This window comes from Paenarthrobacter aromaticivorans (genome assembly GCF_019038615.1).
Classification (GTDB): Bacteria; Actinomycetota; Actinomycetes; order Actinomycetales; family Micrococcaceae; genus Arthrobacter; species Arthrobacter aromaticivorans.
Genome location: NZ_JAHOPC010000013.1, coordinates 60,826 through 84,237, shown reverse-complemented (window position 1 = coordinate 84,237; position 23,412 = coordinate 60,826). Strand labels below are relative to the sequence as shown.

General features: G+C 57.1%; 17 protein-coding genes. 5 read left to right on the top strand and 12 right to left on the bottom strand.

The window, feature by feature from the left end; all coding sequences use genetic code 11:
- Positions 1-186: 186 nt before the first annotated feature.
- From KSW38_RS18580 to KSW38_RS18565, 4 genes are all read left to right on the top strand, one after another.
- On the top strand, positions 187-1,296 hold the full coding sequence (locus tag KSW38_RS18580; RefSeq protein WP_254186681.1) for an LCP family protein: 1,110 nt from the start codon (positions 187-189) through the stop codon (positions 1,294-1,296).
- Between the two features lie 124 nt (positions 1,297-1,420).
- Positions 1,421-2,056, top strand: a complete 636-nt coding sequence (locus KSW38_RS18575; RefSeq protein WP_216926422.1) for an arsenate reductase/protein-tyrosine-phosphatase family protein — start codon at positions 1,421-1,423, stop codon at positions 2,054-2,056.
- Between the two features lie 82 nt (positions 2,057-2,138).
- Positions 2,139-4,133, top strand: coding sequence for an acyltransferase family protein (locus tag KSW38_RS18570; protein WP_216926421.1), 1,995 nt, complete (start codon positions 2,139-2,141; stop codon positions 4,131-4,133).
- 498 nt (positions 4,134-4,631) lie between these two features.
- Entirely contained in the window at positions 4,632-5,492 is an 861-nt protein-coding gene (locus KSW38_RS18565) for an NAD-dependent epimerase/dehydratase family protein (RefSeq protein ID WP_216926420.1), read from the top strand.
- On the opposite strand, the gene KSW38_RS18560 is transcribed toward KSW38_RS18565, so the two are convergent.
- The 11 genes from KSW38_RS18560 to KSW38_RS18510 all read right to left on the bottom strand — a co-directional run bounded on the left by KSW38_RS18560 (position 5,489) and on the right by KSW38_RS18510 (position 19,602).
- Entirely contained in the window at positions 5,489-6,454 is a 966-nt protein-coding gene (locus KSW38_RS18560) for an NAD-dependent epimerase/dehydratase family protein (protein WP_216926419.1), read from the bottom strand. The two genes, KSW38_RS18565 and KSW38_RS18560, sit on opposite strands and share 4 nt — an antisense overlap.
- Before the next feature lie 77 nt (positions 6,455-6,531).
- Positions 6,532-7,797 carry a nucleotide sugar dehydrogenase gene (locus KSW38_RS18555; protein WP_216926418.1) on the bottom strand — a complete coding sequence of 422 codons (1,266 nt, stop codon included), beginning with the start codon at positions 7,795-7,797 and terminating at the stop codon, positions 6,532-6,534.
- 10 nt (positions 7,798-7,807) lie between these two features.
- The gene (locus tag KSW38_RS18550; protein ID WP_308169444.1) at positions 7,808-9,112 is read right to left on the bottom strand and encodes a lipopolysaccharide biosynthesis protein; all 1,305 of its coding nucleotides are present in this window, start codon (positions 9,110-9,112) and stop codon (positions 7,808-7,810) included.
- A 65-nt stretch (positions 9,113-9,177) separates the two neighbouring features.
- Positions 9,178-10,614 carry an O-antigen polysaccharide polymerase Wzy gene (gene wzy / locus KSW38_RS18545; protein ID WP_216926416.1) on the bottom strand — a complete coding sequence of 479 codons (1,437 nt, stop codon included), beginning with the start codon at positions 10,612-10,614 and terminating at the stop codon, positions 9,178-9,180.
- The gene (locus KSW38_RS18540; RefSeq protein WP_216926415.1) at positions 10,611-11,762 is read right to left on the bottom strand and encodes a glycosyltransferase; all 1,152 of its coding nucleotides are present in this window, start codon (positions 11,760-11,762) and stop codon (positions 10,611-10,613) included. The genes wzy and KSW38_RS18540 overlap by 4 nt, the downstream gene beginning before the upstream one ends.
- Before the next feature lie 2 nt (positions 11,763-11,764).
- Positions 11,765-12,967 (bottom strand): glycosyltransferase family 4 protein, encoded by a 1,203-nt coding sequence (locus tag KSW38_RS18535; RefSeq protein WP_216926414.1) that lies wholly within the window; start codon positions 12,965-12,967, stop codon positions 11,765-11,767.
- Between the two features lie 50 nt (positions 12,968-13,017).
- Positions 13,018-14,190 (bottom strand): glycosyltransferase, encoded by a 1,173-nt coding sequence (locus KSW38_RS18530; protein ID WP_216926413.1) that lies wholly within the window; start codon positions 14,188-14,190, stop codon positions 13,018-13,020.
- Positions 14,191-14,198: 8 nt separating this feature from the next.
- Complete coding sequence (locus KSW38_RS18525) at positions 14,199-15,143, bottom strand: NAD-dependent epimerase/dehydratase family protein (RefSeq protein ID WP_216926412.1); 945 nt, start codon at positions 15,141-15,143, stop codon at positions 14,199-14,201.
- Positions 15,136-16,161, bottom strand: a complete 1,026-nt coding sequence (locus KSW38_RS18520; RefSeq protein ID WP_216926411.1) for an MraY family glycosyltransferase — start codon at positions 16,159-16,161, stop codon at positions 15,136-15,138. Before KSW38_RS18520 ends, KSW38_RS18525 begins: the two co-directional genes overlap by 8 nt.
- On the bottom strand, positions 16,158-17,840 hold the full coding sequence (locus KSW38_RS18515; protein WP_254186680.1) for a polysaccharide biosynthesis protein: 1,683 nt from the start codon (positions 17,838-17,840) through the stop codon (positions 16,158-16,160). The genes KSW38_RS18520 and KSW38_RS18515 overlap by 4 nt, the downstream gene beginning before the upstream one ends.
- 352 nt (positions 17,841-18,192) lie before the next feature.
- Positions 18,193-19,602, bottom strand: coding sequence for a tyrosine-protein kinase domain-containing protein (locus KSW38_RS18510; RefSeq protein ID WP_216926410.1), 1,410 nt, complete (start codon positions 19,600-19,602; stop codon positions 18,193-18,195).
- A 1,510-nt stretch (positions 19,603-21,112) separates the two neighbouring features.
- Between KSW38_RS18510 and KSW38_RS18505 the strand changes: the two genes are divergently transcribed.
- Positions 21,113-22,468, top strand: coding sequence for a glycosyl hydrolase family 28-related protein (locus KSW38_RS18505; protein ID WP_305799014.1), 1,356 nt, complete (start codon positions 21,113-21,115; stop codon positions 22,466-22,468).
- Between the two features lie 101 nt (positions 22,469-22,569).
- Here KSW38_RS18505 and KSW38_RS18500 read toward each other — a convergent pair whose 3' ends face one another.
- Positions 22,570-23,385 carry an alpha/beta fold hydrolase gene (locus KSW38_RS18500; RefSeq protein ID WP_216926408.1) on the bottom strand — a complete coding sequence of 272 codons (816 nt, stop codon included), beginning with the start codon at positions 23,383-23,385 and terminating at the stop codon, positions 22,570-22,572.
- Positions 23,386-23,412 lie beyond the last annotated feature (27 nt).

Genomic DNA, 23,412 nt, shown 5'->3' with positions numbered 1-23,412 from the left:
TTGGAACGCGGAGGACGGATTCAAGCGACGGCTTAAAGTGCCAAACCTACGGTTTGAATGTCCATCGACGGCCTCAATAAACGCTCCTCAAAGAAGTACAGCCCTTTTTGAATCAATCTTGAAATCGCGTAGGGCAAGCTCCTGAGTGTCGGCAGCGGCCACTACTCATCGCTGCTTGATAGAATCATGGCTGCTGACGCCGACACCAAGGAACACATGACGCTCCCGACTGATACTGAAAATGCCGAGACCAACTCCCGGCCTCGACGTCAAAAGAGCCCAAAAAAGACTGCCCGAAATGTACTAATTGGGTTTGCAGCCGTCGTGCTGATCGCAGGTCTGATCGGAGGCGCCTACCTGTACAACTTGGCGCAGACCTTCAACTCGGGGACTACCAAGATCGAATCCGCCTTCCCTGACGAGACAACACGGCCACAAAAGACCGAGCCCGCTAATGGCGCCACAGCGCCAATGAACATCCTCGTCATGGGCAGCGACACCCGAGGATCAGACGAAGTGGACGTGGACGCGGCTACAGCCACCGATCAGCGGGCTGACACGCTCATGCTGGTGCACATTCCGGCCGACCGTAAGAATGTCTACGCCGTTTCCCTTATGCGTGACCTGTGGGTGAACATCCCGGGAAAGGGTGAGTCCAAGATCAACGCGGCTCTCGCCCTGGGTGGTGTGCCCCTGATGGTCCAGACTGTGGAGTCCCTCTTCCAACAGCGGATCGATCACGTGGCAATGGTGGACTTCGAAGGTTTCAAGGGACTTACCGATGCCCTGGGAGGCGTGGAAGTAGACGTCAAGATCCCCTTCGCACCTGCATCTGGTCCGATGAAGGGCCACTACTACGCAGCGGGCAAGCATACGTTGAACGGCGATGAAGCACTCGCCTTCGTCCGCGAACGGAAGTCATTCAGCGATGGCGACTATCAGCGGGTGCGAAATCAGCAGGCGTATATGAAGGCCATCATCGGTAAGACGATTGCCCGCGAAACCTTGACGAACCCAGTGACCGTCAGCAGCATGGTGAGTGCCGTTTCACCCTTCGTTAGCGTCGATAAGAACTTCGATGCCGCTGCTATCGGCAGCCTCGCACTGGGTCTGAAGGACATCAGGGTAAATGACACCGTGATGTTCACACTGCCCACGCTCGGCACCGGCACCTCTCTGGATGGCCAATCGATCGTCGTCGCAGACACCACTGCCATTTCCGAGATCGCCGGTGCGCTCTCCAAGGATCAGTTAGGCACGTACGTCACCGCACACGCACTAGAGAAGGGAAATTAGTGCGCAGGTCTGGGCCGACATTTCCGGAGATTCCCTCAGCTTCATAACTTCGACGTCATAGCCCGACCGCGCTGGAGTGTCCCAGCGTTTAGTGGAGCGCCCGCTATAAGGAGATGATGTTGAAGTGGAATCCCTAAACCCATTCCGTATCCTGACCGTCTGCACAGGAAATATTTGTCGTTCGCCGGTGGCCGAACGACTGTTGCAGGCGGGGCTGGATCAGATTTCGGGCGAGACTTTCGAGGTGAGAAGTGCTGGGACGCGTGCCATGGTTGGTGAGCCCATCCAGCCACTGTCTGCCGATATGATTCGGATGTTCGGCGGCAATGCTTCCGACTTCAAAGCAAGGCAGCTTACGCCGGTAATGCTCCGCCAGAGCGACCTCATACTGACCATGAGTTCTCGACACCGACCAGAGGTCCTGCAACTCGATGCATCGCTGCTGAAACGAACCTTTACGATCAGGGAATTCGCAAGGATGCTCAACGTTCTGATGGAGGATCCAGCAGGCGAGTCCCAGGGAACGATTGCAGATTGGCGTCAGCTCCCGGACCGTGCCGCTGCCGTTCGTCACCTGTCAATACCGGAAGATGCAAATGACAACGACGTCGTGGACCCTTACCGACGGGGTTCTGACGTTTATAAACAAATGGAGAATGAGCTCGCACCTGCAATCCTCTCTATCCTGCGTTTTGCTCGGCTAAACCCGGGAACTGGCCCCAAGGACGCCCTAGCGCTAGGCAACGACCAAGCCCAGTAAACGGCCGGACAAAATATCGGAGATTGCGGCGTAATGGTGGAACGCAAATCGATCCTGAATAGACCAAAAGTTATAGTCGAGTATGCCTTCCGCCCTTAACTCCCCACATCGTTCAACTTTTCGCAATGATATAGCTGGATTAAGGACAATCGCCATTCTGTCGGTAGTCCTGGTCCATGCTGGGGTCAGCTGGATCCCAGGAGGATTTGTCGGCGTAGACGTTTTCTTCGTTATCTCCGGGTTTCTCATCACCGGTCAACTTCTACGTGACTATGAAGCGACGGGCAGGATCCACCTTAAGGATTTTTGGGCCAGACGCGCCAGGCGGCTCTTGCCCGCTTTGGCCTTTGTAGCGTTGACCGTCTTGGCGGTCAGTCCGTTCATATTCTCACCCCTGGAGCTCAAAGAACTCGCAAGTCAGTCCGGCGCAGCTGTCCTGTCCGTATCCAACATGCTATTCGCATTCCAGGCTGCGGACTACTTCGGTCACGAAGTACAAGAGAGCCCGTTCCTGCACACTTGGTCGCTGGGAGTCGAAGAACAATTCTACTTGGCTCTGCCTTTGCTTCTGGTGATCGTTTTCTGGGCAGCACGACGATTGGGCTGGAACACGCGCCGGGCTACGCTTTTGACTTTGCTATCTTGCCTCGCCGTTTCGTTTGCTGCCTCAGCCGCCTTGACCCCAGTGCATCCGTTCTGGGCTTTCTATACAATTCCGACAAGGGCTTGGGAGTTTGCAGTCGGCGGGGTTCTCGCAATCGGTATTGGAACCATGAACTTGTCAAGGACAACGGCCGCAGTTGTGGCTGCCACGGGCATGGCGGCCATTCTTGCCAGTTGCTTGTTCGTCGGAGACGACCAACCGTTTCCGGGCACAGTGGCGGCCGTTCCTGTGGCGGGTGCGCTGATGGTGATTCTCGGCGGTTCTACGCCGAACCCGATATCGGGCTTGTTTGGTGCTAAGTCGATGGTCTGGGTAGGCGAGCGGTCCTATTCCTGGTATCTCTGGCATTGGCCTGCCGTAGTACTTGTAAGTGTGGGCGTCGAAGTCCATTCAGTCTGGCTCGGCCTTGCGGCGTCGGTACTCGCGTTAGGCATGGCGCACCTTACTTTCCTTTGGGTTGAGTCGCCGATTCGAGTATGGCGGGCCCTTCGGGCGAATAACCGCACCACCTATATCGCTATGTCGGGTGCGCTTGTTGTGTGCATTCTGGCGTCAGCCGGAATCTACACCGGCGGTTCGTTGGCGTCAACAACGCTAGAGAATCGTACGTGGCTGGCCGTGCGGGAGCAGGACGCGCCCATGGCATGCCCGGAGCGCCGCAAGGCACATTCCGGGATTGCATACTGTGTTTCTGGTTCCACTGATGCCCTGACAACTGTCATGGTGATTGGGGATTCCCACGCTGCTCAGTGGGTTCCCACGCTGTCGAAAGTCGGCACAGAGGAGGGGTTCCGCGTGGTGATTCGTGCCCTCGATGCCTGCCCGGCTGCCAATTTGACAGTCCTGGCGCACGGCGCGGTTAATTCCGATTGCGATTCTTTCCATCGCGAAACTGAAGCGCTCATCTACGAGCTTCAACCGGAAGTCGTTCTAACGGCAAATTCGAACAGTTATGTGGGACAAATCCCGGACAGCTCGGGCCACGTCAAGTCCGTGGACACGCAGTCCAGGTTATGGCAGGCAGGTTTCGCATCCGTTATTGAAGCGGCCCTCGCCGCCGGCGCCGTGCCGGCAGTTATCGAGGACACTCCTCGTCCCGGGGGTGACGCAGGTGTTTGCGTGACACGTCCTGGGGGGACCGAGCAGGGGTGCTCACCGACCCGGTTCAAGGCTTTTGAGGACATCATGGCCCTACGAGACGCCGAACGGGCAGTCCAACAGGAATGGACAATTAGTCACGTCCTTAACTTCGATGACCACCTCTGTCCTGCTGATACGTGCCTCATCTCTGATGGTGGAATCCCAGTTTTCACCGACAGCAACCATCTTTCCCAAGTTTGGGCCGCCGCTCAGGAGCCGAAAATCAAAGCCTTCATCCTGGCAGCTGTGAAACCGTTGATCAGGACTCCGTGACCAAGGGACACCGCCCGGTGCAAGTATCTTCCGCTGCAGTTCTTTCCAAAAGCGCGCGCAGCGACGTCATGAAGGGCCCAATGAAGCTGGTGATCCTTACGCTCACCAGCCGCCCGTCAACGACTGACTCGAGGAGAAATTCCTCCCCCTGACGAGTAGTAAGGACACCGTCGGCAATCCAAACCGAAGCCGTGGTGCCGCCGAACAATACTGATTGGAGTCTGTTTCGACTGTCCACGAGGGCTTCCTCCGGATCCATTTGGGCTTCTTGTTTCAACCTAAGGCGGCGGCGACAGCGCCGCACGAGTAGTGGGTACTCGACTTTTGAAGTCTTGGAAGTGTGGACTACTTGGATTCGAGGCGATAAGGACCACATTCGAGTCTCGTGCATTATTGCGTCGATGATAGAGTCTGACGGCGACAAGAGTAGGTTCGCAGCGGGCTGAACGGCGTGCTTCCGGACTTCCCACATTGTCACCTGCTCACTTAAGGGGAAACGTGAAGATTCTTGTGACAGGCGCAAACGGGCGCCTCGGAATGGTGCTACGACAACAGCTTGAGCGCCGCGAGGACCTTTCCCCTATTTATCTGATCAGTCCGCGTGCCATCCCACAGACGGAAAAGGATGTCACGGCAGACATCTCTGATCCCGGTGACTTGAAGAAGGTGGTGCTGCTTGCTGAGCCCGACGTCATTATTCACCTTGCGGGGGTCAGTGGGGCGGCATGTGACGCCAACTTGAAGCTCTCACGAGCTGTTAACGTCACGGCCATGCAAGTACTCTGTGATGCTGCTATGAATGCGGGGACTTCTCGCATCGTTTTTTCCTCTACGGCTGCCATTTACGGTGACCGCCACAGGGAACCTGTAAGTGAAGCGCATCAAGTCGACTTGAGCAGTACGTACGCTCGGATGAAGCACGATGCGGAGGAAATTCTTCGCGGCGCCTCCGCTGCGGGGCATTTTTCAAGTGTCGCATTGAGGATTTTCAACATATACGGCGACAGATTTTCGGACTCGCTCGTCCACCGTTTGTTGTCTTCGACGCTTTCCAAACCCTCACGGTTGCAGGGTCTCGACACCTTCGTTCGCGACTACGTTCACGCACCCGACGTAGCTGAGGCAATCCTGCGGTCCATCAAGGTGCCCTTGCACGGCCACCTAACCATGAACATCGGCAGTGGCGAACCCACGAGCAACAGGCAGCTCGTCCACCTTCTCAGCAACCTCAGAACCATCCACTATGAAATGGACGAGCCACGAGCCAGTTTTAGCTGTGCGGACATTGGTTTGGCGGCAACAAAGCTGAACTTCTCTCCTGAAACTCTTGGTGACGTTCTCGTGGGCTCACGACGTTAAGCCGAATGTTGCGCCCCGGTCACACCGGTTCTGTCGCCCTGCTTGAACCACTTCAAGGTCCGCTGGATTCCAGTCTGAAGATCAACAGGTTTGACGTCCGGGAAAAGTTCCTTCATTAGTCGGCCATCGCTTCGTGATGCTCTGACGTCTCCTGTTCGCGACTCGTGGTGGGAGACAGCCAACTTCTGGTCCATGGCGCTTTCCAGGGCTGCGATCACCTCAAGCAAGGTCGAGTTGGATCCAAAAGCGAGGTTGACCGGACTTTCCCAGCTCAATTGCTGTTGGCAGGCCGCAAGAAGGACTTCGCAGACCGTGTCAACATACGTAAAGTCGCGAGATTGTAATCCATCGCCATGCACCTCAAGTGGCTCACCGCGAAGCGCTGCGTCGAGGAACTTTGGGATAACGGCGGCGTACGCATGGCCCGCCCGTTGACCTGGCCCATAGACGTTAAAGAATCGGAAAGCCAGGGTCTGCATGCCGTAAGTGCGCCCATAGGCGATGGTGTAAGACTCGGCTGCAAGCTTGCTGGCCGCGTAGGGGCTCACCGGACGAGTCCAGTCAGTCTCGGACTTGGGCAGGATTGGGTTGCTCCCGTAAACGGAGCTGGACGAGGACATGAGAACATGCTTAACGCCGTGCTGCCTGGCTGCTTCCAGAACGTTCAAGGTACCCGTCGCGTTGGCGTGGTGGCTCTGCAAGGGGCGGGCCACTGATCTGGGCACGCTACCCAGGGCTCCGAGATGGACGACCGAGTCCACACCTTCCATGGCAATGTGGAGGGCCGCCTCATCGAGAACGGACCCTTCGACGACATGCACGAGACGTTCAGACAGGTTTTCTGCGTGTCCTGTACTGAAGTTGTCAATGACAACGAGTTCGGCCCGCGGCTCGTGTTCGTTGATGTATCGAACCAGGTTCGATCCGATGAAACCGGCACCACCAGTGATCAAGATCTTCATATTTCAATTGCTCCTTTATCTTGCCCGGTGCTGCGGAAAAGCCCGGCATCCGGTATCGGTTTCGGTTTCAGCCAGGCTCACAAATGCTCCACTGACGCACCCTTAAGTGCATTTTTTGTGTCAAGCACCGGTACATCGGAATTGTCCAGGATATTCAAGTCAAGGTAGTCGTGATCGGTGACTAAGAGGACCGCGTCGGAGTTGCTGACCGTTTCGGCATCCAATTTTCCTCGTAGCATTTCCTTAGGCCAGTGGTGGTCTTCGACCAGGTCGTCAACCCCTAAGACAATTGCACCAAACTCTTCAAGAAGCTCTCTGATGCGCAAGGACGGCGCCTCCCTGACATCCCCGGTGTTCTTCTTGTATGCCAGCCCGACCATAAGGATCCGTGAGCCTTTCAGAGGCTTGCCGACATTGTTCAAGCTCATGAGCAGGCGGCGGACGACATAGTCTGGCATGTGGTCATTGATGTCGTTGGCAAGTTCAACAAAGCGGAAGGCGTGCCCAAGCTGACGACGAACGTGCCAAGATAGATAGCTAGGATCTACGGGTAAGCAGTGTCCGCCGACGCCAGGACCCGGTACAAACTTCATATAACCGAAAGGTTTGGTTGAGGCAGCATCGATAGATTCCCACAGGTCGATTCCCAGGGCATGCGCATAGACCGCAAGCTCATTAACCAAGGCAATGTTCACATGCCGGAAGGTGTTCTCCAGCAGCTTTGTCATTTCGGCTTCCCTTGGTGTTCCGACGGGAACAGTCCGTTCGACTAAGGAATCGTAGAAATCTTTGACGCGGACGAGTGATTCCGGTCCGAGTCCTGAAACGACTTTTGGCGTCTCGACGAAGCCCCACACCTTGTTGCCAGGGTCGATTCGTTCTGGACTGTAGCCTACGTAGAAATCGACGTCTGCCGTTAGTCCTGAGCCGGCTTCCAAAATCGGTACAAGCAGTTCCTCGGTGGTTCCGGGATGTGTGGTGGATTCGAGAATAACTGTGGCACCGCGTGTAATGAATTGCGCCAATGCCTTTGCCGAATCCGTGATGTAGCTCAAATCCGGAAGGCTCTCCTTAAGAGGGGTCGGCACCGTGATAACGGCGAAATCGAAACCGGTGGCGTCGATGTAGCTAGTCGTGGGAAGGTAGCGTCCCGAGTCCAGTCCGTACCGCAATTCTTCACTTGTAATGTCTCCAACAAACGATTCGCCTTGGCTCAGGGCGGCGATCCTCCGTTCGTCAATGTCCAACCCGACAACGTCATAGCCGACTTCGACAGCCCTCATGGCCACGGGAAGGCCTACATAGCCTTGTCCGACTATGACTGCTTTCTTTGATTTATCCATGAGTGGATCCCTATCGGTTGTTTGCTGTAACTTTGTGGGAATTTTCGCTGGCAATCGGGCTCGCGCTGGGGTCTCGACGACGCCGTGGACGACCTGATACGCGTGGCGGTCCTATCGACGCTTTCCGGTGACGGGGTGTGTTTGATGGTCGCCGCCGCCTAATGATCAATATCCCGCATATGAGAAATAGGCTCATGGTGGCGTAGCCAGTGACGCATGCCCATGCCGCGCCAAGGCCACCGCTGCCGGGAATGAAGAGCAGCAGAAACAGACTCATCGCTGCCATGCCCACAACGCCAGTCAAACTGGAGAGCTTTATATGCCCTGCGCCGGCCACTGCACGACTCAAAACCAGGTAGGGCGACAAGGCGACCTCGGCCAGGGCGAGCACACGGACGATGTCGACCGCTGGTACATATTCTTGGCCAAAGACAAGCGGAATGAGCCATGGCGCTGCAAGGTACATCACAGCCGCGTAGGCCGCCGTCACTCCCGCGGCTCCGAGGACGAAGGTCAGCAGTTTCTTTCTGCCGAATTGATTCTGTGCAGAATCGCGGAAAGCGACTTGACCGACAGAATTGGATACGACCTGAATCAGACTCGCCGGCGTTGTCGCGACGGCATACAGGCCAACAGCGCGGGTGTCGGCCAAAGCAGCAAGAAGATATTGATCCAGGCGATAGGTAATGGACTGGCCCAGATTCATGCCCATCAGGCCGACGCCCGCACGCAAAAGCTCTTTCGTTCCACCCGATCTCGGTTCGGTTGTTTTCAGGACTACACTCTTGCCGATGATGCTGATGGCGATGACGCTGCGTGTTGTGAAACCGGCTGTGTAGGCAAGGAGTGCAGCAAGCAGACCGCTCCCCAACAGCCAGAAAGCGATGAGGGCAGCAGCGGTGACACCAAAGCCGACGCTGTTCGCCATCGATGCCCGGCTTGGGTAGCCGGTGGCACTCAAGGCGTCCGCCGTCTGATTGGCGAAGAACGCCGCAAGGCCTAAAGGCAGCACGCCGAAAATAACTTCATTGACGCCCAAATGCACGTCAATTGCGCCAAGCAAGAAATAAGAGACGAGGATAAGGAAGACCAATTGCAAAGCGCCCAGCCATAGCGACGTTTTGGCATAGCCCCGCATCGTGACCCGTGGATCCCGGGGAAGAAGGATGCGAAGTGAAATGTTCGTACCAAGCCCACTTACGAGCGAAACGATCGTAACGGTGGTGATCAGGATCGCTAGGACTCCGCGGTCATCCGGCAGGAGCATCCTGGCCGTGACAACGCCGCACAGCAAGGCCCCGAAGAGACCAGCCACGCTCCAGGCGGTAGTCCCAAGGACCTCCTTTCCTGACCCGGAACGGGTGGCGGCAAGCAGACGTCTCAATGTACCTTGCGCCCTTTAAGCCAACTCAGCCCTATAGCGAGGAGGATGAGTGCAACCCCGCCCGTGCCCCATGCGAAGATGGGCGCAAACGAATTCCTCACGTGCATCAGCAGGAGCGAGGCGGCAACGCCGAGGAAAGCCAGGGGGACGGGACGCGGCGGAATGATGCAGAGGCGGGAGGCCAGGAAGCCAGCCAGTGCCAAGGCGAGCAGTATGCCGGGGATTCCGAAATTGTGGTGTCCTTCGGCAATGATTGAACCACCGATGGGCCCTACACGGTGGGCGATCTCTGCGTTCATCAAACGAAAGTCCGTTTCAGCATCTTCCCTGGGCAGGCCGAGAATTCCCGCGAGCCCGCGCTCCAGGGGAGCTGCATAGGTGGCGCCAGCCATGTACGGTTCGTGCGCGGCTTCGTGCCAGCCAATAGTGGTAACAATAACCCGGGCAGAGTAGCCCATCTCCTCAATAGCCTTGATCGGCGAAGCGGATACCTCGTGAAGTGAGGTGTCCCCGAGCCCTTGGCTGCGGACCTGCTGTACTGCGGAGATCGCGACCAATCCGATGAGGACGCAGACTACCATTGACGCGAAAGAAGGTGTCTTCCTGCAGCGGATGAATACAGCAAGGGCCGCGATCAAGGGGAAGAGAGATTCACTGCGTAGCCCCATGGGCAGGGCAAGCAGCAAGAATGCGAACAAGAAAACTAGACCCGTCCGCGAGATTAGCCGAGTAGTGTCCTGCGCTATAAGCGCAGATCCGATGGTAATTCCGAAATAGATAATGCCCACGGAATTTCCGGAAGTTGCCTCCAGGTATTCGCCGTAGCTGTTGAGGAAGAACAATGGACCGAGCTGCGTATAGCAAACAAACAACCAACTTGCGACCGCCACTGACAGTGTCAGTCCGCCCACGTCAACAATCGCGTCCCGCATGGATCGGTCAGATGAATGTTCTTGCAGTTCAGAGGGCCGCATCTTGGTACCGGAGTTACTGGAAAGCCATGCGACAAACCCTATCGCCGTGGCATAGCTCAATAAGCCAAGGTCGATGAGGTAAGCGGCCCGGATCATCACAGGGTCGCTGTACCAACCTGTCCACGTTCCATCCAGGAATGACGCCATCCGTCCATTGTCAAGGGCCGGGGAGACGAACAATCCCAGGTGGAAAAGGCAAAGTATCAAGAAGTACAGGAACGGAAATGACCAAACGCCATCGGAGAGTGACTTGGCGACCAAGTAGCCCAGGGCACCCGCGAGTAAGAGCGAGATGATAGCCACCGTTTGGATGGGGGCCTGCTCGAATACTGGTGCAAGGACTAGCAGACAGATCAGGGTGGCGCTTCCGAGGTGAGCAAGTACGGCTCCGTGGAGTTTCGTTCGGGATAAGACCTCGTCCGGCAGAATTGAATGCGTAGTCCGTGTCTGGAGCCTCACGCGCACCACAGCCTGCGGAAGTGGCCGACGGCAACCTCAATATCCAGCTCAGAACCGTACAACTCTTTGCGGGCCAGCTCCCGGGTTTCAGGCGTTGGCCTGTCGCTTAGTGCTTCGGCGATGGCATCTGCCCAAGCGGATACGTCAGCTTGCAATGACAGAAGCTTTATCCCTCCGACATGCTGCGCGAGATGAACGGCCCCTGCAACATCAGATGCAATAACGGGCGTACCAGCCGCGCGTGCCTCTACCAGCACGCCGGGCAGGCCCTCCAACGTAGAAGTGAACAACAGAAGATCTGCAGATGCCAGCAGATCCGGGACGTCCATGCGTTCACCGGCATAATGAACACGGTCCGTGACATCTAATTGCTCCGATATCGACAGCCAACGAGCCCGATTTGCTGTCGACTGGACCTCGTCAGCTCCATCTCGACCTACAAAAACCAAAGCTCCCCGCGGGTGTGCTTTAGCGTACTCACCGAAGAACCGAATGGCCCCATCTCTATTCTTCGTGGGGATGTCAGCGCGACCTATGTGGAGAATCAAGGGTTCGGACGGGGCGATCCCAAGCTGATCGCGGATGTCGGTGGTACCGGCGGTGGAGAACTTTTCCAGGTCGAAACCTGTCATCAAGACACGGCAACGTGGGTCGTTCGCCCAATCTTTCTTCCAAGCCACCGTTAGCGTTGAGGGTGCGATTCCAATGATGTCGGTTGCGAACTGGTTAAGCAGCCAACGCATAACCGCATACTTTGCCCGCGCCAGCAGCGACTGTTCGGCGTGGGGCCGTCCGTCGCTGCTGAAGTTAGCGATCCGAATGTGGGCGCCACCAAGGGTTGCCAACGCGAGGATGAATCCAGATGCAAGATGAACGTGCGAGTGGACGACTTTGATGCGGTTGCCTCGGAGAAACCGGACGAACTTCAATGCAAACCAAGGGCTGGAGAGACGTAAAGGGACAATTGTGGCCCCCGCCGCTCTGTAGTCGCCCGCTAGGGACCCTTCCCGCCCGGTGAGTGTGACCATTGTAAGTTTCGGACCGGCCGCAGGCAGGGCTCGGGCTACTTCAAGCATCCGCATCTCGACACCACCGCGGTCGACGGATCCGAGGATGTGGGCCACCGTAGGGCCGCTCTTTTCAGCCACCGTCATGATCTTGCCAGTGCTTTCGGGGCAGAGTCGAGCTGGCTGAAAAAGTCAATAACCCTTTGCGGGTCAAGCGAATCGATAATTTGACGAGCATGCTCCAGGTTTGTGGCCCCCTGTTGTGTCATCCACTCATGGTTGTTAAGTGCTGAGTGGAGCAGCCCGGTTAGTTCTTCAACGGACCCTGAGGTAAAGAGGCAACCCGGTGGAAGCAATTCCGGGATTCCGCCTATGTCGGAACCAATGCAAGGCAGACCCCGGGCCATCGCCTCAATGAGCGCCCTCGGGACACCTTCAGTGCGGGATGGCATGGCAAAAAGGTCAGCACGGTCCAGGATGTCGCGTATTTCCTCGGGCGTTTCAACGTGTCCATGGAAAGTGACATGTTTATCGATGCCCAGGTCTCTAGCTAGCTCAACAAGTACCCGATGTTTCGCGCCTCCGCCGACAAGCTCCAGGGTAATGCTGTGACCCTTGCGTAGGAGTTGGGCCGCTGCCTGAATCAGGAGATCGTGGCCCTTGTACATCTGGTTGTGCGTTCCGACAGCGACCACGATGAGGCCCTCCCGATCAGCGTGAGCGACTTTCGGTTGCGCAGCAACGGTTCCGTCGCTAATGGCAACCCCGCTTCGAACGAGCGATGCCGCACCTGCGCGCACCGGGTATCGGCGTTGCAGCGTCCTCTCGGAGACGTAGATTGCGCCATCGACCCTGGAAACTTGCCGCGCGACAAGTAATTTCGCCAGCCATGCCAACTTGACTCCTGGCTTCCCCGCTACACCGGCCTTGAGGACGTCATAGGGGTCGCCCACCACGTGTGCGAACGTCCGGGCTCCCAGTCGGCGACCGGCGCTAACGGTGATTCCACCGATTACACCGGGAAACCGGCCTCCGTAAACAGCACCGGGGTCCGTGGACAACCGGCGCACAAGTTTGCGTATCTGCATGAATCGGGTCACCATGCCCCTTGCTCCCTGATACGAGGGGACTGCAAGGACCTTGACACCGTCGCCTTCAACGAGGCGGCCACTGTTCCGAGGAATGTCTTCGACCCTGGCGACAACGATGACTTCGTCGAAGCTGTTCAGCCACAGCAGATGGTTCTCGTACCAGTCCTGCGAAGCATCCGAGTAAACACGGCCATCCAAGCCGCGGTGCAAACGCGCTTCCGTGGCATAGAAGACCCTACGCTGACTGGCAGTCATGGGGTGGGTCCGATCTCAGCTGCAAAAGTGATGAGTGAGGAAATCATGGCCTATCTTTGCTTTCTGGTCATCAAACTGCTGGTCCGAGTGTTCTGGTCGCCGGTGTAAAAGTGGTACTGGCGGTTCCAAAGCCGCTCCCGGTCAAAGTCGCGGAACACTACAGCCTGGGCATTGAGAGCCATTGCCGTGGCCTCCTCAGGGTTTGTCAAGACCATGCGTAGTGCGGTTTCAAGTGCCGACGTGTCATCGATGGCCACAACCTTCCCGCATCCCGGATGCGGAATCACATCACGTACCCCCGTGGCATCGGTTGCCACGATTGGGGTCCCGGAAGCCGCTGCTTCCAGAAGTACGGTCGGAAGGCCTTCACGGCGGGACGGAAGGCACAGCAGATCCAATGCCGCGTACACCGTCGCAGTATCGTCCAAGTTGCCCGTCCTGTGTACCCAGGGCTCATCGAACGCAGTTACTGTCTCTGGGCGTAGCGATTCGATCCCGTCGTCCGGTCCAACCAGTACGAGGTGGACGTCATCCAGATGCTGCCTAAGAGCCTGCATTGCGTCCATAAGCGCGTCGATGCCCTTGTCCGCTGTTATGCGGCCGACGAAGCCTACAACTTTGGCATCGCCAGGGATATCCTGGTCCGCGCGGAATGACGAGCGCAGTTCGGGGTCTGTCCCCTTTAGCTTATAGCTCTCCAGATCGATGCTGTTGGCAGAGCCCTTGCCGAAAACTGTGACGTCAGCCGTGAGCCCTGCCTGGATCATCTGCTCCCTCAGAGCGTGGCCGACAGCCACGACGTCCGTGGAAAGCCTAATGATTGTTTTCTCAATGAGAAGCATCATCTGTTTGCTGGCGCCGGTCATGGTCTCGGACCGAAGACCGTAGACACAGTAAATGCGCCGAGGCTTCTGCAGCACCCAGGAAGCGATTGCACCCAGCAGCGAGGCCTTCGGTGTGCCGTACACAATGACATCAGGTTGGAGCTTTCGGATGAGACTAAAAATCCGCCAAAGTGCGCGCAGATCAGACAACACCGACGGGTCACGTTCAATCGGCAAGACGTGAGACGACACGTTGTCCCGCTCGGCGAGGGAACTCAGAAGACCGGTATCGCTTGATGCAACGGCAACGCGCAATCCCCGACGCTGCAGGTAACCCATCTGGCCGCTTAACTGGGAGCTAACCGATATGTCAGTAGTCTGAATGAAAAAAATGTCCATCGTGGATTTCATTCCTGAGCCCGCTCCCCTGCCGCCGAAGTACATTCCCCAATGCCAATGGATTGGCTGGCGGACGCTTGGCTGATCCGCTGGCCAAACCACAGCACCTCCGCCCTGCGGACGACGCTATCCACTTTGGGTGAGCCGAATTTCGCAAGCCAATAACCAACCTTGAGCATCAAACGGCACAACGCAGGAGGCAGCTGGAGGGGTTCTTTGTGCCCGTGCTGGAGTACAACATCGCGAACGGTCAGTCCCTCCCACGGTTGCACACTGACAGTCGGCACACGTTCCGGCGCGTCGCCTACGGCGAGCACGTACTCCGCTAGACCGCCAAGGCTGGACACCGGTGACGGTGCGGAACCAGGCGCGGCCACGCTGGCAAGCGGTGAACGCGCGAACCTGATCAGACTCCGCGTAGTGCTTCGGCTAGGGTCCTGAATCGACGTGGCCCGGACGATCCGGACTGTCAACGGCCTCGTGAGGGTCTGATCCATGAGCAATCGCAGGGCTCGTTCGCCTAGGGCTTTGGAAACTGAATAAGGTGAGAAGGGTTGATGATCCCACGAACCGTCAAGCACGGGCCGCCGTCCCTGCACAGCAGCACTACTTATGTGGACGTACGTCCGGACACCGGCCTGCTTTGCCGCCAGCCAGATGAGGACTGGCAAGACCGCGTTGGCGCCAAAAAGCTCCAGGCTCCGGCCGCCACCTGGGGTAGCAAGTCCAGCTGCGTTAACCACAACATCCTTGTCCGCAAATGAGGCTGCCAGCGCCGCGATCTCCTCGACGTGCTTCGAAGCTTCCGCTAGAACCTCCTGAGCAGACCACTTCGGATCAGCCAGCACACGTGGGGCGACTTGCTTCAAGACGCCGTGGCCCGAAGACGCCAGGATGTCGACGATACCGCCGCCAACAAATCCGCTGCCCCCGACGACAATCCAGTCAGCCATCGAGACGGCTCCTTCCCACGTCGGCATGACGATTGCCTGTCCAATGTCGGATCGCTGCCGGGGTCATGAGATAGCCTGCGATCAGCACCCCACCGATGCCCAGATATACCATCGCTGTCCAAGGCGCAGCCCGGGCGGCAAGTATTCCCAGTGCACCTGTGGCGGAGCTACCAGCAGCAACGATGCCGGCGACTTGGAGGTGAGACAGGCCGAGGTCTTCGAGCTGATGGTAGATATGGCTACGGTGGGATTCATACCAACGCTTGCCCCCGGCAATTCTGGACAGCAACGTGTACGACGCGTCTGCCAGGTAGATGGCTATTGGCCCAAGGATTGCGAGGAGCGGCGCTCCCGAGCAGAACGCTGCAAATGCCATGACAGAAACTGCTGCGCCGAGCAAGTAGCTGCCGCTGTCGCCAAGGAATATCCGATTACGCCCAAGATTCCAAGGCAAAAAGGCGGCATATACGGCAGCAAGTACCAATCCTGCCGCAGTCAGCCAGGGCTGCGACGTCAGCATTCCAGTCACCGCGTAAGCCACACCGAAAACGGCACCGTTGAGGCCCGAGATTCCGTCGACTCCATCCATGAAATTTGCGACATTTATGAACCCGGTTATGAACAGCCCTCCGAGCGGGATGATCCACGATTCCGCGCCGGAAACGGCAACCACGGCCCCCGCGGCGGAAAGCCCGATCACCAGTTGGCTCGCCACCCGATATCTAATGGAAATCCCTTTGAAGTCCTCCAGCCAGCCAGCGCCCGCCGCTGCCACGGATGCAAGAAGAACACAAATGACTAGCTCCGGCGTACGACCTCCCGCCAAGATGACCAGACCACCGCTTATGAAGCCAACAAGGGTTGCTAGACCAGCCCCACGGATAGCCGGGGACGAATGCGAGGAACGGGCTGATGGGATGTCAACGACACCCAATCGCCGTAGCAGGGGCAGGACCGCGTAGGGCGCTAGAAGGCTGGCCACCAGCCCCAGAGCCGCCGCCGCGAACTCAAGCCTCACGCTGGCCCCTTCGAAACGAGTTTATTCGGTCCTGTTTCCAGGTCATCCGCAAAAAGCTGATACCACTCTTCGACGTCGAGATCTTCGGGCTTCAACTGGGCGGCCATCGTATGGGAGATCTTGGGATGGATGGGACGCACATCTGATTCGTTGTGGCTGACAAGGACTTCGTGAAGCTTCTCGCCTTCACGCAGGCCGGTGTAGACGATCTCAATGTTTTTGCCGCTGGCTGCAATCATCCGCTCAGCGACGTCCTGGATCCGAACCGGCTCCCCCATGTCCAGGATCAACACCTCTCCCGGGCTACCGATGCCGCCCGCCTGCACGACAAGCTGACATGCCTCGGGAATCGTCATGAAGAACCTGGTAACTTCAGGATGAGTGATGGTTAGCGGCCCGCCAGCGGCGATGAGTGTCTGGAACGTCGGAAGCATGGATCCCCTGCTTCCGATGACGTTTCCGAAGCGCACCGAAAGGTATCTTCCGCCACAATTGGCTGCAGCCCAAGCGGTAAGCTGCTCAGCAAGTCGCTTGGAATGCCCAAGCACACTAGTCGGATCGGCGGCCTTGTCAGTCGAGATGTTGACGAAGGTCGAAACACCAGCTTCACGAGCTGCGTTCAGTACGTTGAGGGTGCCGAGGACGTTGGTCTTCCAGGCCTCACCCGGGTATTGCTCCAACATCGGCAAATGCTTGAGCGCAGCCGCATGAAACACAACCTCCGGCTGTCGCTCCCGGAAAATTTCGTCCAATGCCAGCGGATCACGAATATCGGCAAGGACGACGTCTTTGGTATCCAGGAGTCCGTGCCCGGCAATGGATATCTGCGCGCTTTGAAGTCCGGACTCATCGCGGTCAAGCATCATCAATTCGGCCGGTTCGAATCTGACGATCTGGCGGCAGAGCTCAGACCCGATGGAACCGCCAGCCCCAGTCACGAGAACACGCTTGCCCTTAAGGTAGCCGGCAATAGAGGCGACCTCGGTGTCCACGGGGTGCCGTCCAATGAGGTCTTCAATGGCTATGTCACGGACGTCCGCAGGCGCGGCTCTACCTTCCATGATCTCGCTTAAAGTCGGCAGTACCTTGACTTGGATGCCGCAGGCCGCTGCCGCATCGGAAATAGATCGGAGGAGTTCCGAATCAGCCCTGGCTATCGAGACGATCAGGACTTCAACCTCGGATTCATTGACGATCTGCGAAAGCCGGCTGCTGTCACCCAGGACGGGGACACCCACGAGCCTAAGGTTGCGCTTCGAAGGGTCGTCGTCGATGAGACCGACAGGCTGGAAACCGGAATGCGCGTCAGCGTACATATTCCGGATCAACAGTTGGCCCATGTGACCTGCTCCGTAGATGAGCGTGCGCTTTGCGTCCGTTTGGGGCTTGAGTAGGCGGTCCGAGTTCAGGCGGCGAAGGTAGCGCGAGGAACCCATGAGGAGGAAAGCCAAGGGCAGTGCCATGAGCGTTGCGCTGCGGGGAATCCCCAGGCTCTCGCCGAGGAAGACTACGGGAATGCCAACGAGCATGGCAACGGAAATAACGGTTACAAGCAGGGCCGCAGCTTCTTCAAAACTTGCCGACGTGTACCGACCCCGGTAAAGCCAAAATAGCCAGCCGATGAGGAGTTGGGCGATGACCAGAGCCACGCTAACGGCCAGCAACGGAGGGAGGCTCATCTGGCTTCCATCAAACTCGTACCGGAAGAAAACACCGACAATTAGCCCGATAACCCAAGACACAGCATCCAAGCCAAATTGAAGGCGGTGGCTGAACGAGGTCAAATGCGAACTGCTTTGGGGAGCGAGGTCCGTCGAGGGGGTCCCCATAAAGTCACTAACGGTGTTGATCCGGTTGTTGTGTTTCATCGACTATCCCCAATGTTGTGCAAGTCCGGACTGACCTGGTCCGTAGAATCGTGAGCGCTGAAAGCTTGGTGAATCCGACACTGACGATTGAAGTCTGCGTCGGGGTTCGATGCGCCATGCATTGTGGACTGGATGCGAGGGCAACGAAGCGTACAGGAAACGGCTACGGCCTTAGACTGCCGTGGCGCATTTCCTGCCGGTTCCTGCCTTCAGTCGAACGCCTCTTGCCTTTGTCGACCTGAGGCTTGTAGTCGTAGTAGTTGTGATCACCTTTGGTTGCCGGGAGGCGGTTGATCACCACGCCCAACATGCGGGCACGAACCGCTTCAATATTTGTGACAGCCCTGGCCAAATCGGCCTTCTTGGTTCGACCGTCAACACTCACAACCAGCAGGATGCCACTGGCGTTCGCCGCAAGAACAGCAGGGTCCGTGACCGGGAGTAAAGGAGGGGCGTCGATAATGACCACTTCATACTCAGATTCCAAATGAGTAAGTAGCTTGTCCATGGTCGAAGACCCAAGCAACTCGCTTGGGTTCGGCGCCAAACGCCCCGACGCCAAAACGTGAAGCTGGCCAGCCGGGCCCCATGTCTGAATTGCATCCTCGAGCGCCACGCTTCCCGTAAGGACGCCAGTAAGCCCCACGGAACCTTCTAAGCCCAGGTAGTTGGCCACACGCGGCCGCCGCAAATCGGCATCGATGAGAAGAACTCGCGTACCGCTTTCAGCGAGCATAATCGCCAAATTGACAGCGGTGGACGTTTTCCCTTCACCTGGGATCGACGAAGAAACAACGACGCTTTGGTGCCCGCCACCGAGGTTCGTGAATGACAAGTGAGTTCGCAGCTGACGAAAGCCCTCTGCCCGAGGACTGTATGGGTCTCCCTGAGTAAGGACAGGGGTCTTTTCCAAAGAAGGATCGCCGACGAAAGTGCCTAGAATACCTGCGCTGACGACTCGCTCGATGTCATCCTGTGTCCGCAGTCGTGTATTGAGAACTTCACGTATGAACGCCAAGCCAAGGCCAAGGAGCAACCCCGCAACCAAGCCAAGAATCAGGTTCATCATGGGCCGAGGTGAAGAAGGACTGACGGGTGGCTCTGCCCGTTCAAAGACGCTCAATTTCACCAACGAAACATCCTCTACGGATGCCACGCCTTTGATGAGTTCGTCCGCCGTGGAGTTGGCTATCCTGGCTGCCAATTCGGGGTCTGCGTCGGAAGCCGTGATGTCGATGAGTACTGTTTGTGGGGGCGCCGAGGCCGCAACGCGACCTGCCAGTTTCCTTGATCCACCTGGCAGGTTTAAGTCATCCGCGACGGCTTGGAGGACGCGGGGGCTCGTAGCGAGACTTACATAAGACGTTACGCGGTTCTGCGCGAACATGTTTCCCTGCGTCACATCAGTTGCCGAATTGCCGCCCTTGACGGAGACGAACAATTGTGAATGTGCGTCATAGGTGGGCGTCTGGGTTAACGTTTGTCCCAATGCCACGAGAACGGCCAAGGCCGTGACAAGCAGTATGGAAATCCAGCGCTTGCGGATGACGTGCAGGTAGGTACGCAACTCCACGGGGTTCCCCAATATTTTCGTGAGCGATTATCCAACAGAGGGCGAGCCGAGGCGATCGGTTCGCTCACCGTTATTAGATCATGCCGTATAACCGATGTTGCAACACATGTAGACTCGGCTAGTCATATGATTACGCTCGGCTATTTTGACGCTATCATGCATCATTTAGGCAGGTTTAAAGCATCCTGTCGGCAGGTACTAAGTATTCAACTAAAAAGGGTTGACAAACTTGCTGGAAGTGGATCTTCCTCGCCTCCGGAGCTAGGCAATAAGGACGGGCTCGAATGCAGCGCTCGGTCGACCACCTGCAGTGTTTCCCCGGCAATGGGTAGCCAGGGACTTCCCAGGTCCCTGTATAGCTCCAGAGCGACCCGCGGTCCTGACCCATTCACTGCGAGCACTCAAACAGTTCCCCGATATCGTCATACTTGCCCTGTAAACGAACCCACGCTCGCTCCGTTTTGGCGTGCACTTCTCATCTGAAACCTGCAAAGGGAAGCCAGTCGTGCGACTCTTCTACACTTCGCAAGGCAATGCACCCACGCTTCAGACTAATTCGCGGCTGGGCAAGAAATGTGTGCACGTCAGTCTCTGCCACGCTCCACGGGCAACTACTGGATCTCTTGATATTCAATCTCATCCCTCGAATTGAGGCCGCGCTTCCATGGGCAAGCGAATTCCTGTGAAACTTTCATATTAGGAGCCCCGACACCGGATGCCCAAACTACCACGTGCCGCAGGTAAGTTCCCAATTTATTCGGATGAGAAATGGGCGCTGATTTCAAATTTACCGGGCACATGATGGCAGATCTTCGGGAGAAACGGAGAATTATCAGCCGGGACACCTAGTGTTGACGGCACATTTTGAAGTAACCACAACCGGCAGGACACCCTCTCCTAGTACAGATTTTCAGACTGGCCGAGCAGTGGGCTCCCCGCGCCAGCGAATCGGGGTGCGCCACCGGAAGTGTACTGAGAAACCTAAGCAGGTCCCGCCCACGTCAGGAAGGGCCGGCTCGAGTAGCGTTGCACTTCTGCCGCGACTCCGTAACCCGACCGACCTCATTGCGGGACTTCTTGACGAGGGCAGGGATTCACAGCCCCACAGCCTGCACTCCCTCAAGCGAAGTGTGCCACTTACCGCCCTGGCACGACCCGGAGCTCCGCACGAGTAGGTGACGCGAATGATCCGAGTAGCCAATGCAAGTAGTACAAGTATTCTCCGATGAATAGATGCAAGTACGCCAAGTAGTAAACGCGCATCATGCGCAACTAACTCGAGTACTTAATACTGTTGTTAAGGACCACATTACACACTATTTTCAAATTGTGATGGAATACCGTTTCAAGAATGAAGTTCAATTCTTGCCCGGGATGTCCGCCACTAATTAATGAGTTGGCGAGTAAGACCTTTCTTCCCAGTCCGCCAGGTTCATCGGCCCATGTTGTTTCCTCCAAACAGCCGCCCGAGATAGCTACCTCACGGGAACCAGTGAATAGGGGTGTCTTCATGAGTAATAGCAAAGAGAATCTGGATGGCTCGGTAACCGAACGCAATACCGGCATAGGACGTCGAGGGATTTTTAAATTCCTCCCTTTGGCAACGGCCGCAGCCGCGAGCGAAGGTTTGTTGGTTCTTAACGCAGGCTCAGCTCATGCTGCCGGAGTCGGCTCAACAGTCTCAGCCGCGACTGATCCTTCGGTCCAGTACGCACTTCGCGCAAACGAACCCGTCAATGCCAAAGACTATGGTGCCGTCGGAAACGGCATTGCCGACGATTCGGCTGCCATTAGCGCAGCACTTCGCGCTGCGGGAGGAGGTTCTGTTGTCTTACCAGCCGGGACCTATTTGATTCCGTCTGCGACGCGACTCCAGATGTTGACGAGTTACTCGTCCCTTGTTGGCGATCCCTCCGGTTCGTCCGTGCTCAGGTTTACTCACCCAAGCGGGGGTATCGATGTGGGGAATGGAACGGATTTCATCTACCAGAACCTGATACAGAACCTAGTCATCGATGGGTTCAATATAGCCCAGACCCCTTTGCGAATACGCAAGTCCGAAGAAATGGGCATGGTCAACGTCAGAGTTCACCAAGCCGTCCTTGCCGCAATCGAAACCACCGACACAAGCCTGTTCCATTCGACACGTCTTCAACTCGCTCGGACCCCAATCGGTATCAGGACCCTGGGTTACCTAGGCACGGCCGGGCTGCACGACGGTAACTTTTACCTCCTCGACAGCATCGTTTCCGTGGAAGGTACAGGCGTCGCGCACTTGGTCGTGAGCGGCGTGACTTACGTTGAAGGCGTCAAGGCCGGCGTTAGATTCAACCGACCGGGTGGTCCTGTCTCGGTCGGTACCATACATTTTCGTGATTGTTACGTGACCAGCAGTCTGAACGAGTTTTCACTCTTCAAGGGCGTGGCGGCAACTGGTGTTAATGCCGCTGCTTTGGTTGCTACGGATCTCAATGCCTATCTGCCAAATGTGACGACACCACCATTCGTGGACTTTAGAGCTTTGAACAACTCCGGTTCGACGTTGAGAGCACGCCTCACGGGCGGAACCTTCACGCTTACATCTCTTGGATCCGGAAAACTCGTGGCGGTCCACAAATCGCAGAACTGGTTCCAGTTCTTCGTTACCCTGGCCAGCGTTACAGGTGCTGCCACAACTCAATTCGCCAACCCATACGTCACTGGAGGCGTGGCACTCAGCCCGCTTCAACTAGTTGGCTCCGGCAGTCCCGAGAAACGCGAAATGGCGCCGGTCGGTTCGACCTACCAAAATTACGGAGGTGGCGCTGGAACGACGTTCTACGTCAAACAGAGTGGAAACGGGAGCACCGGCTGGGTCGGTAAATGACGAGCGCTGTCACGAAAGCCCGGCGAAGGTAGCGCTACCTTGAGACGCGGGCCATAGTTCAAGAACTTGTAACCCGGACGGAAGCTCCAGGTGGCGGGTTCCTACCCCGCTACACCAGACAGAAAAGTTTCCACATCCTCAGCAACCCGTTCCGGGCACTCCCACAACACCAGGTGCCCCGTCTTCTCGTAGATCTCGAACCGAGCACCGTGAATACGTCTGGCCAGGGTTACCTGATGGTGCCGCGGCACCAGGTGGTCGTGTGCGCCCCACAGGATGAGCGTCGGGGCTGAGATGGTTCCGGCTTCGGTTGGCGGAACAGCATCGTAGTAGCCGCGCAAGGACGCCTTCCAAACGGCTGCCGGCATGGCCAAGCCGTCCTGCACCCTGTCCTCGATGTAGGCAACGGGAACGGTGTGCAGCAGCCGGTACCAGGACAGGGATTCCCGAACCCAGTCCGCCGAAATTGGATCAGTGAGCGCCTCCACCTCGCTCGCAAAAGGTGGTTTCCCCTGCAGACTCAAGGGAGATCCCACCAGAATCAGCGATGCCACGAGTTCCGGATGCATCACAGCGAGTTGTTCGGCCACGTATCCGCCACTGGATGAACCCAATACATGAGCCCTCGCCACGCCCAAAGCATCCAGCACGGCCACAACATCTTCCACAACCGCTTTGAGTGAGTACCCGTCTTCAGGTTTGTCGGCCCCACCATGGCCGCGTAGGTCTGGCGCCACCAGAGTAAAGGATGGTAGCGAGGCAATGAGCCGCTCAAAACTCCGCCAGGATTCACCCCACGCATGCAACAAGACCAAGGCCGTGGCGTCGTCGTCGTTCGCTTCACCAAGGTGCCCCTGCACGAAGCAGGGCACGCTAATCCCTGTCCGCAAAGCGACGGTCCTGACCTCGGACTTCATGCGGTCAGCGTACGCCGGTGCTGGCTA

What these genes read in the sequence shown, in the direction of transcription:
- KSW38_RS18580 (WP_254186681.1), top strand. Translation starts at nt 187, where the DNA reads ATGGCTGCTGACGCCGACACCAAGGAACACATGACGCTCCCGACTGAT.
- KSW38_RS18570 (WP_216926421.1), top strand. Translation starts at nt 2,139, where the DNA reads ATGCCTTCCGCCCTTAACTCCCCACATCGTTCAACTTTTCGCAATGAT.
- KSW38_RS18560 (WP_216926419.1), bottom strand. Translation starts at nt 6,454, where the DNA reads ATGAAGATCTTGATCACTGGTGGTGCCGGTTTCATCGGATCGAACCTG.
- KSW38_RS18555 (WP_216926418.1), bottom strand. Translation starts at nt 7,797, where the DNA reads ATGGATAAATCAAAGAAAGCAGTCATAGTCGGACAAGGCTATGTAGGC.
- KSW38_RS18535 (WP_216926414.1), bottom strand. Translation starts at nt 12,967, where the DNA reads ATGACTGCCAGTCAGCGTAGGGTCTTCTATGCCACGGAAGCGCGTTTG.
- KSW38_RS18530 (WP_216926413.1), bottom strand. Translation starts at nt 14,190, where the DNA reads ATGGACATTTTTTTCATTCAGACTACTGACATATCGGTTAGCTCCCAG.
- KSW38_RS18525 (WP_216926412.1), bottom strand. Translation starts at nt 15,143, where the DNA reads ATGGCTGACTGGATTGTCGTCGGGGGCAGCGGATTTGTTGGCGGCGGT.
- KSW38_RS18515 (WP_254186680.1), bottom strand. Translation starts at nt 17,840, where the DNA reads ATGAGCCTCCCTCCGTTGCTGGCCGTTAGCGTGGCTCTGGTCATCGCC.
- KSW38_RS18505 (WP_305799014.1), top strand. Translation starts at nt 21,113, where the DNA reads ATGAGTAATAGCAAAGAGAATCTGGATGGCTCGGTAACCGAACGCAAT.
- KSW38_RS18500 (WP_216926408.1), bottom strand. Translation starts at nt 23,385, where the DNA reads ATGAAGTCCGAGGTCAGGACCGTCGCTTTGCGGACAGGGATTAGCGTG.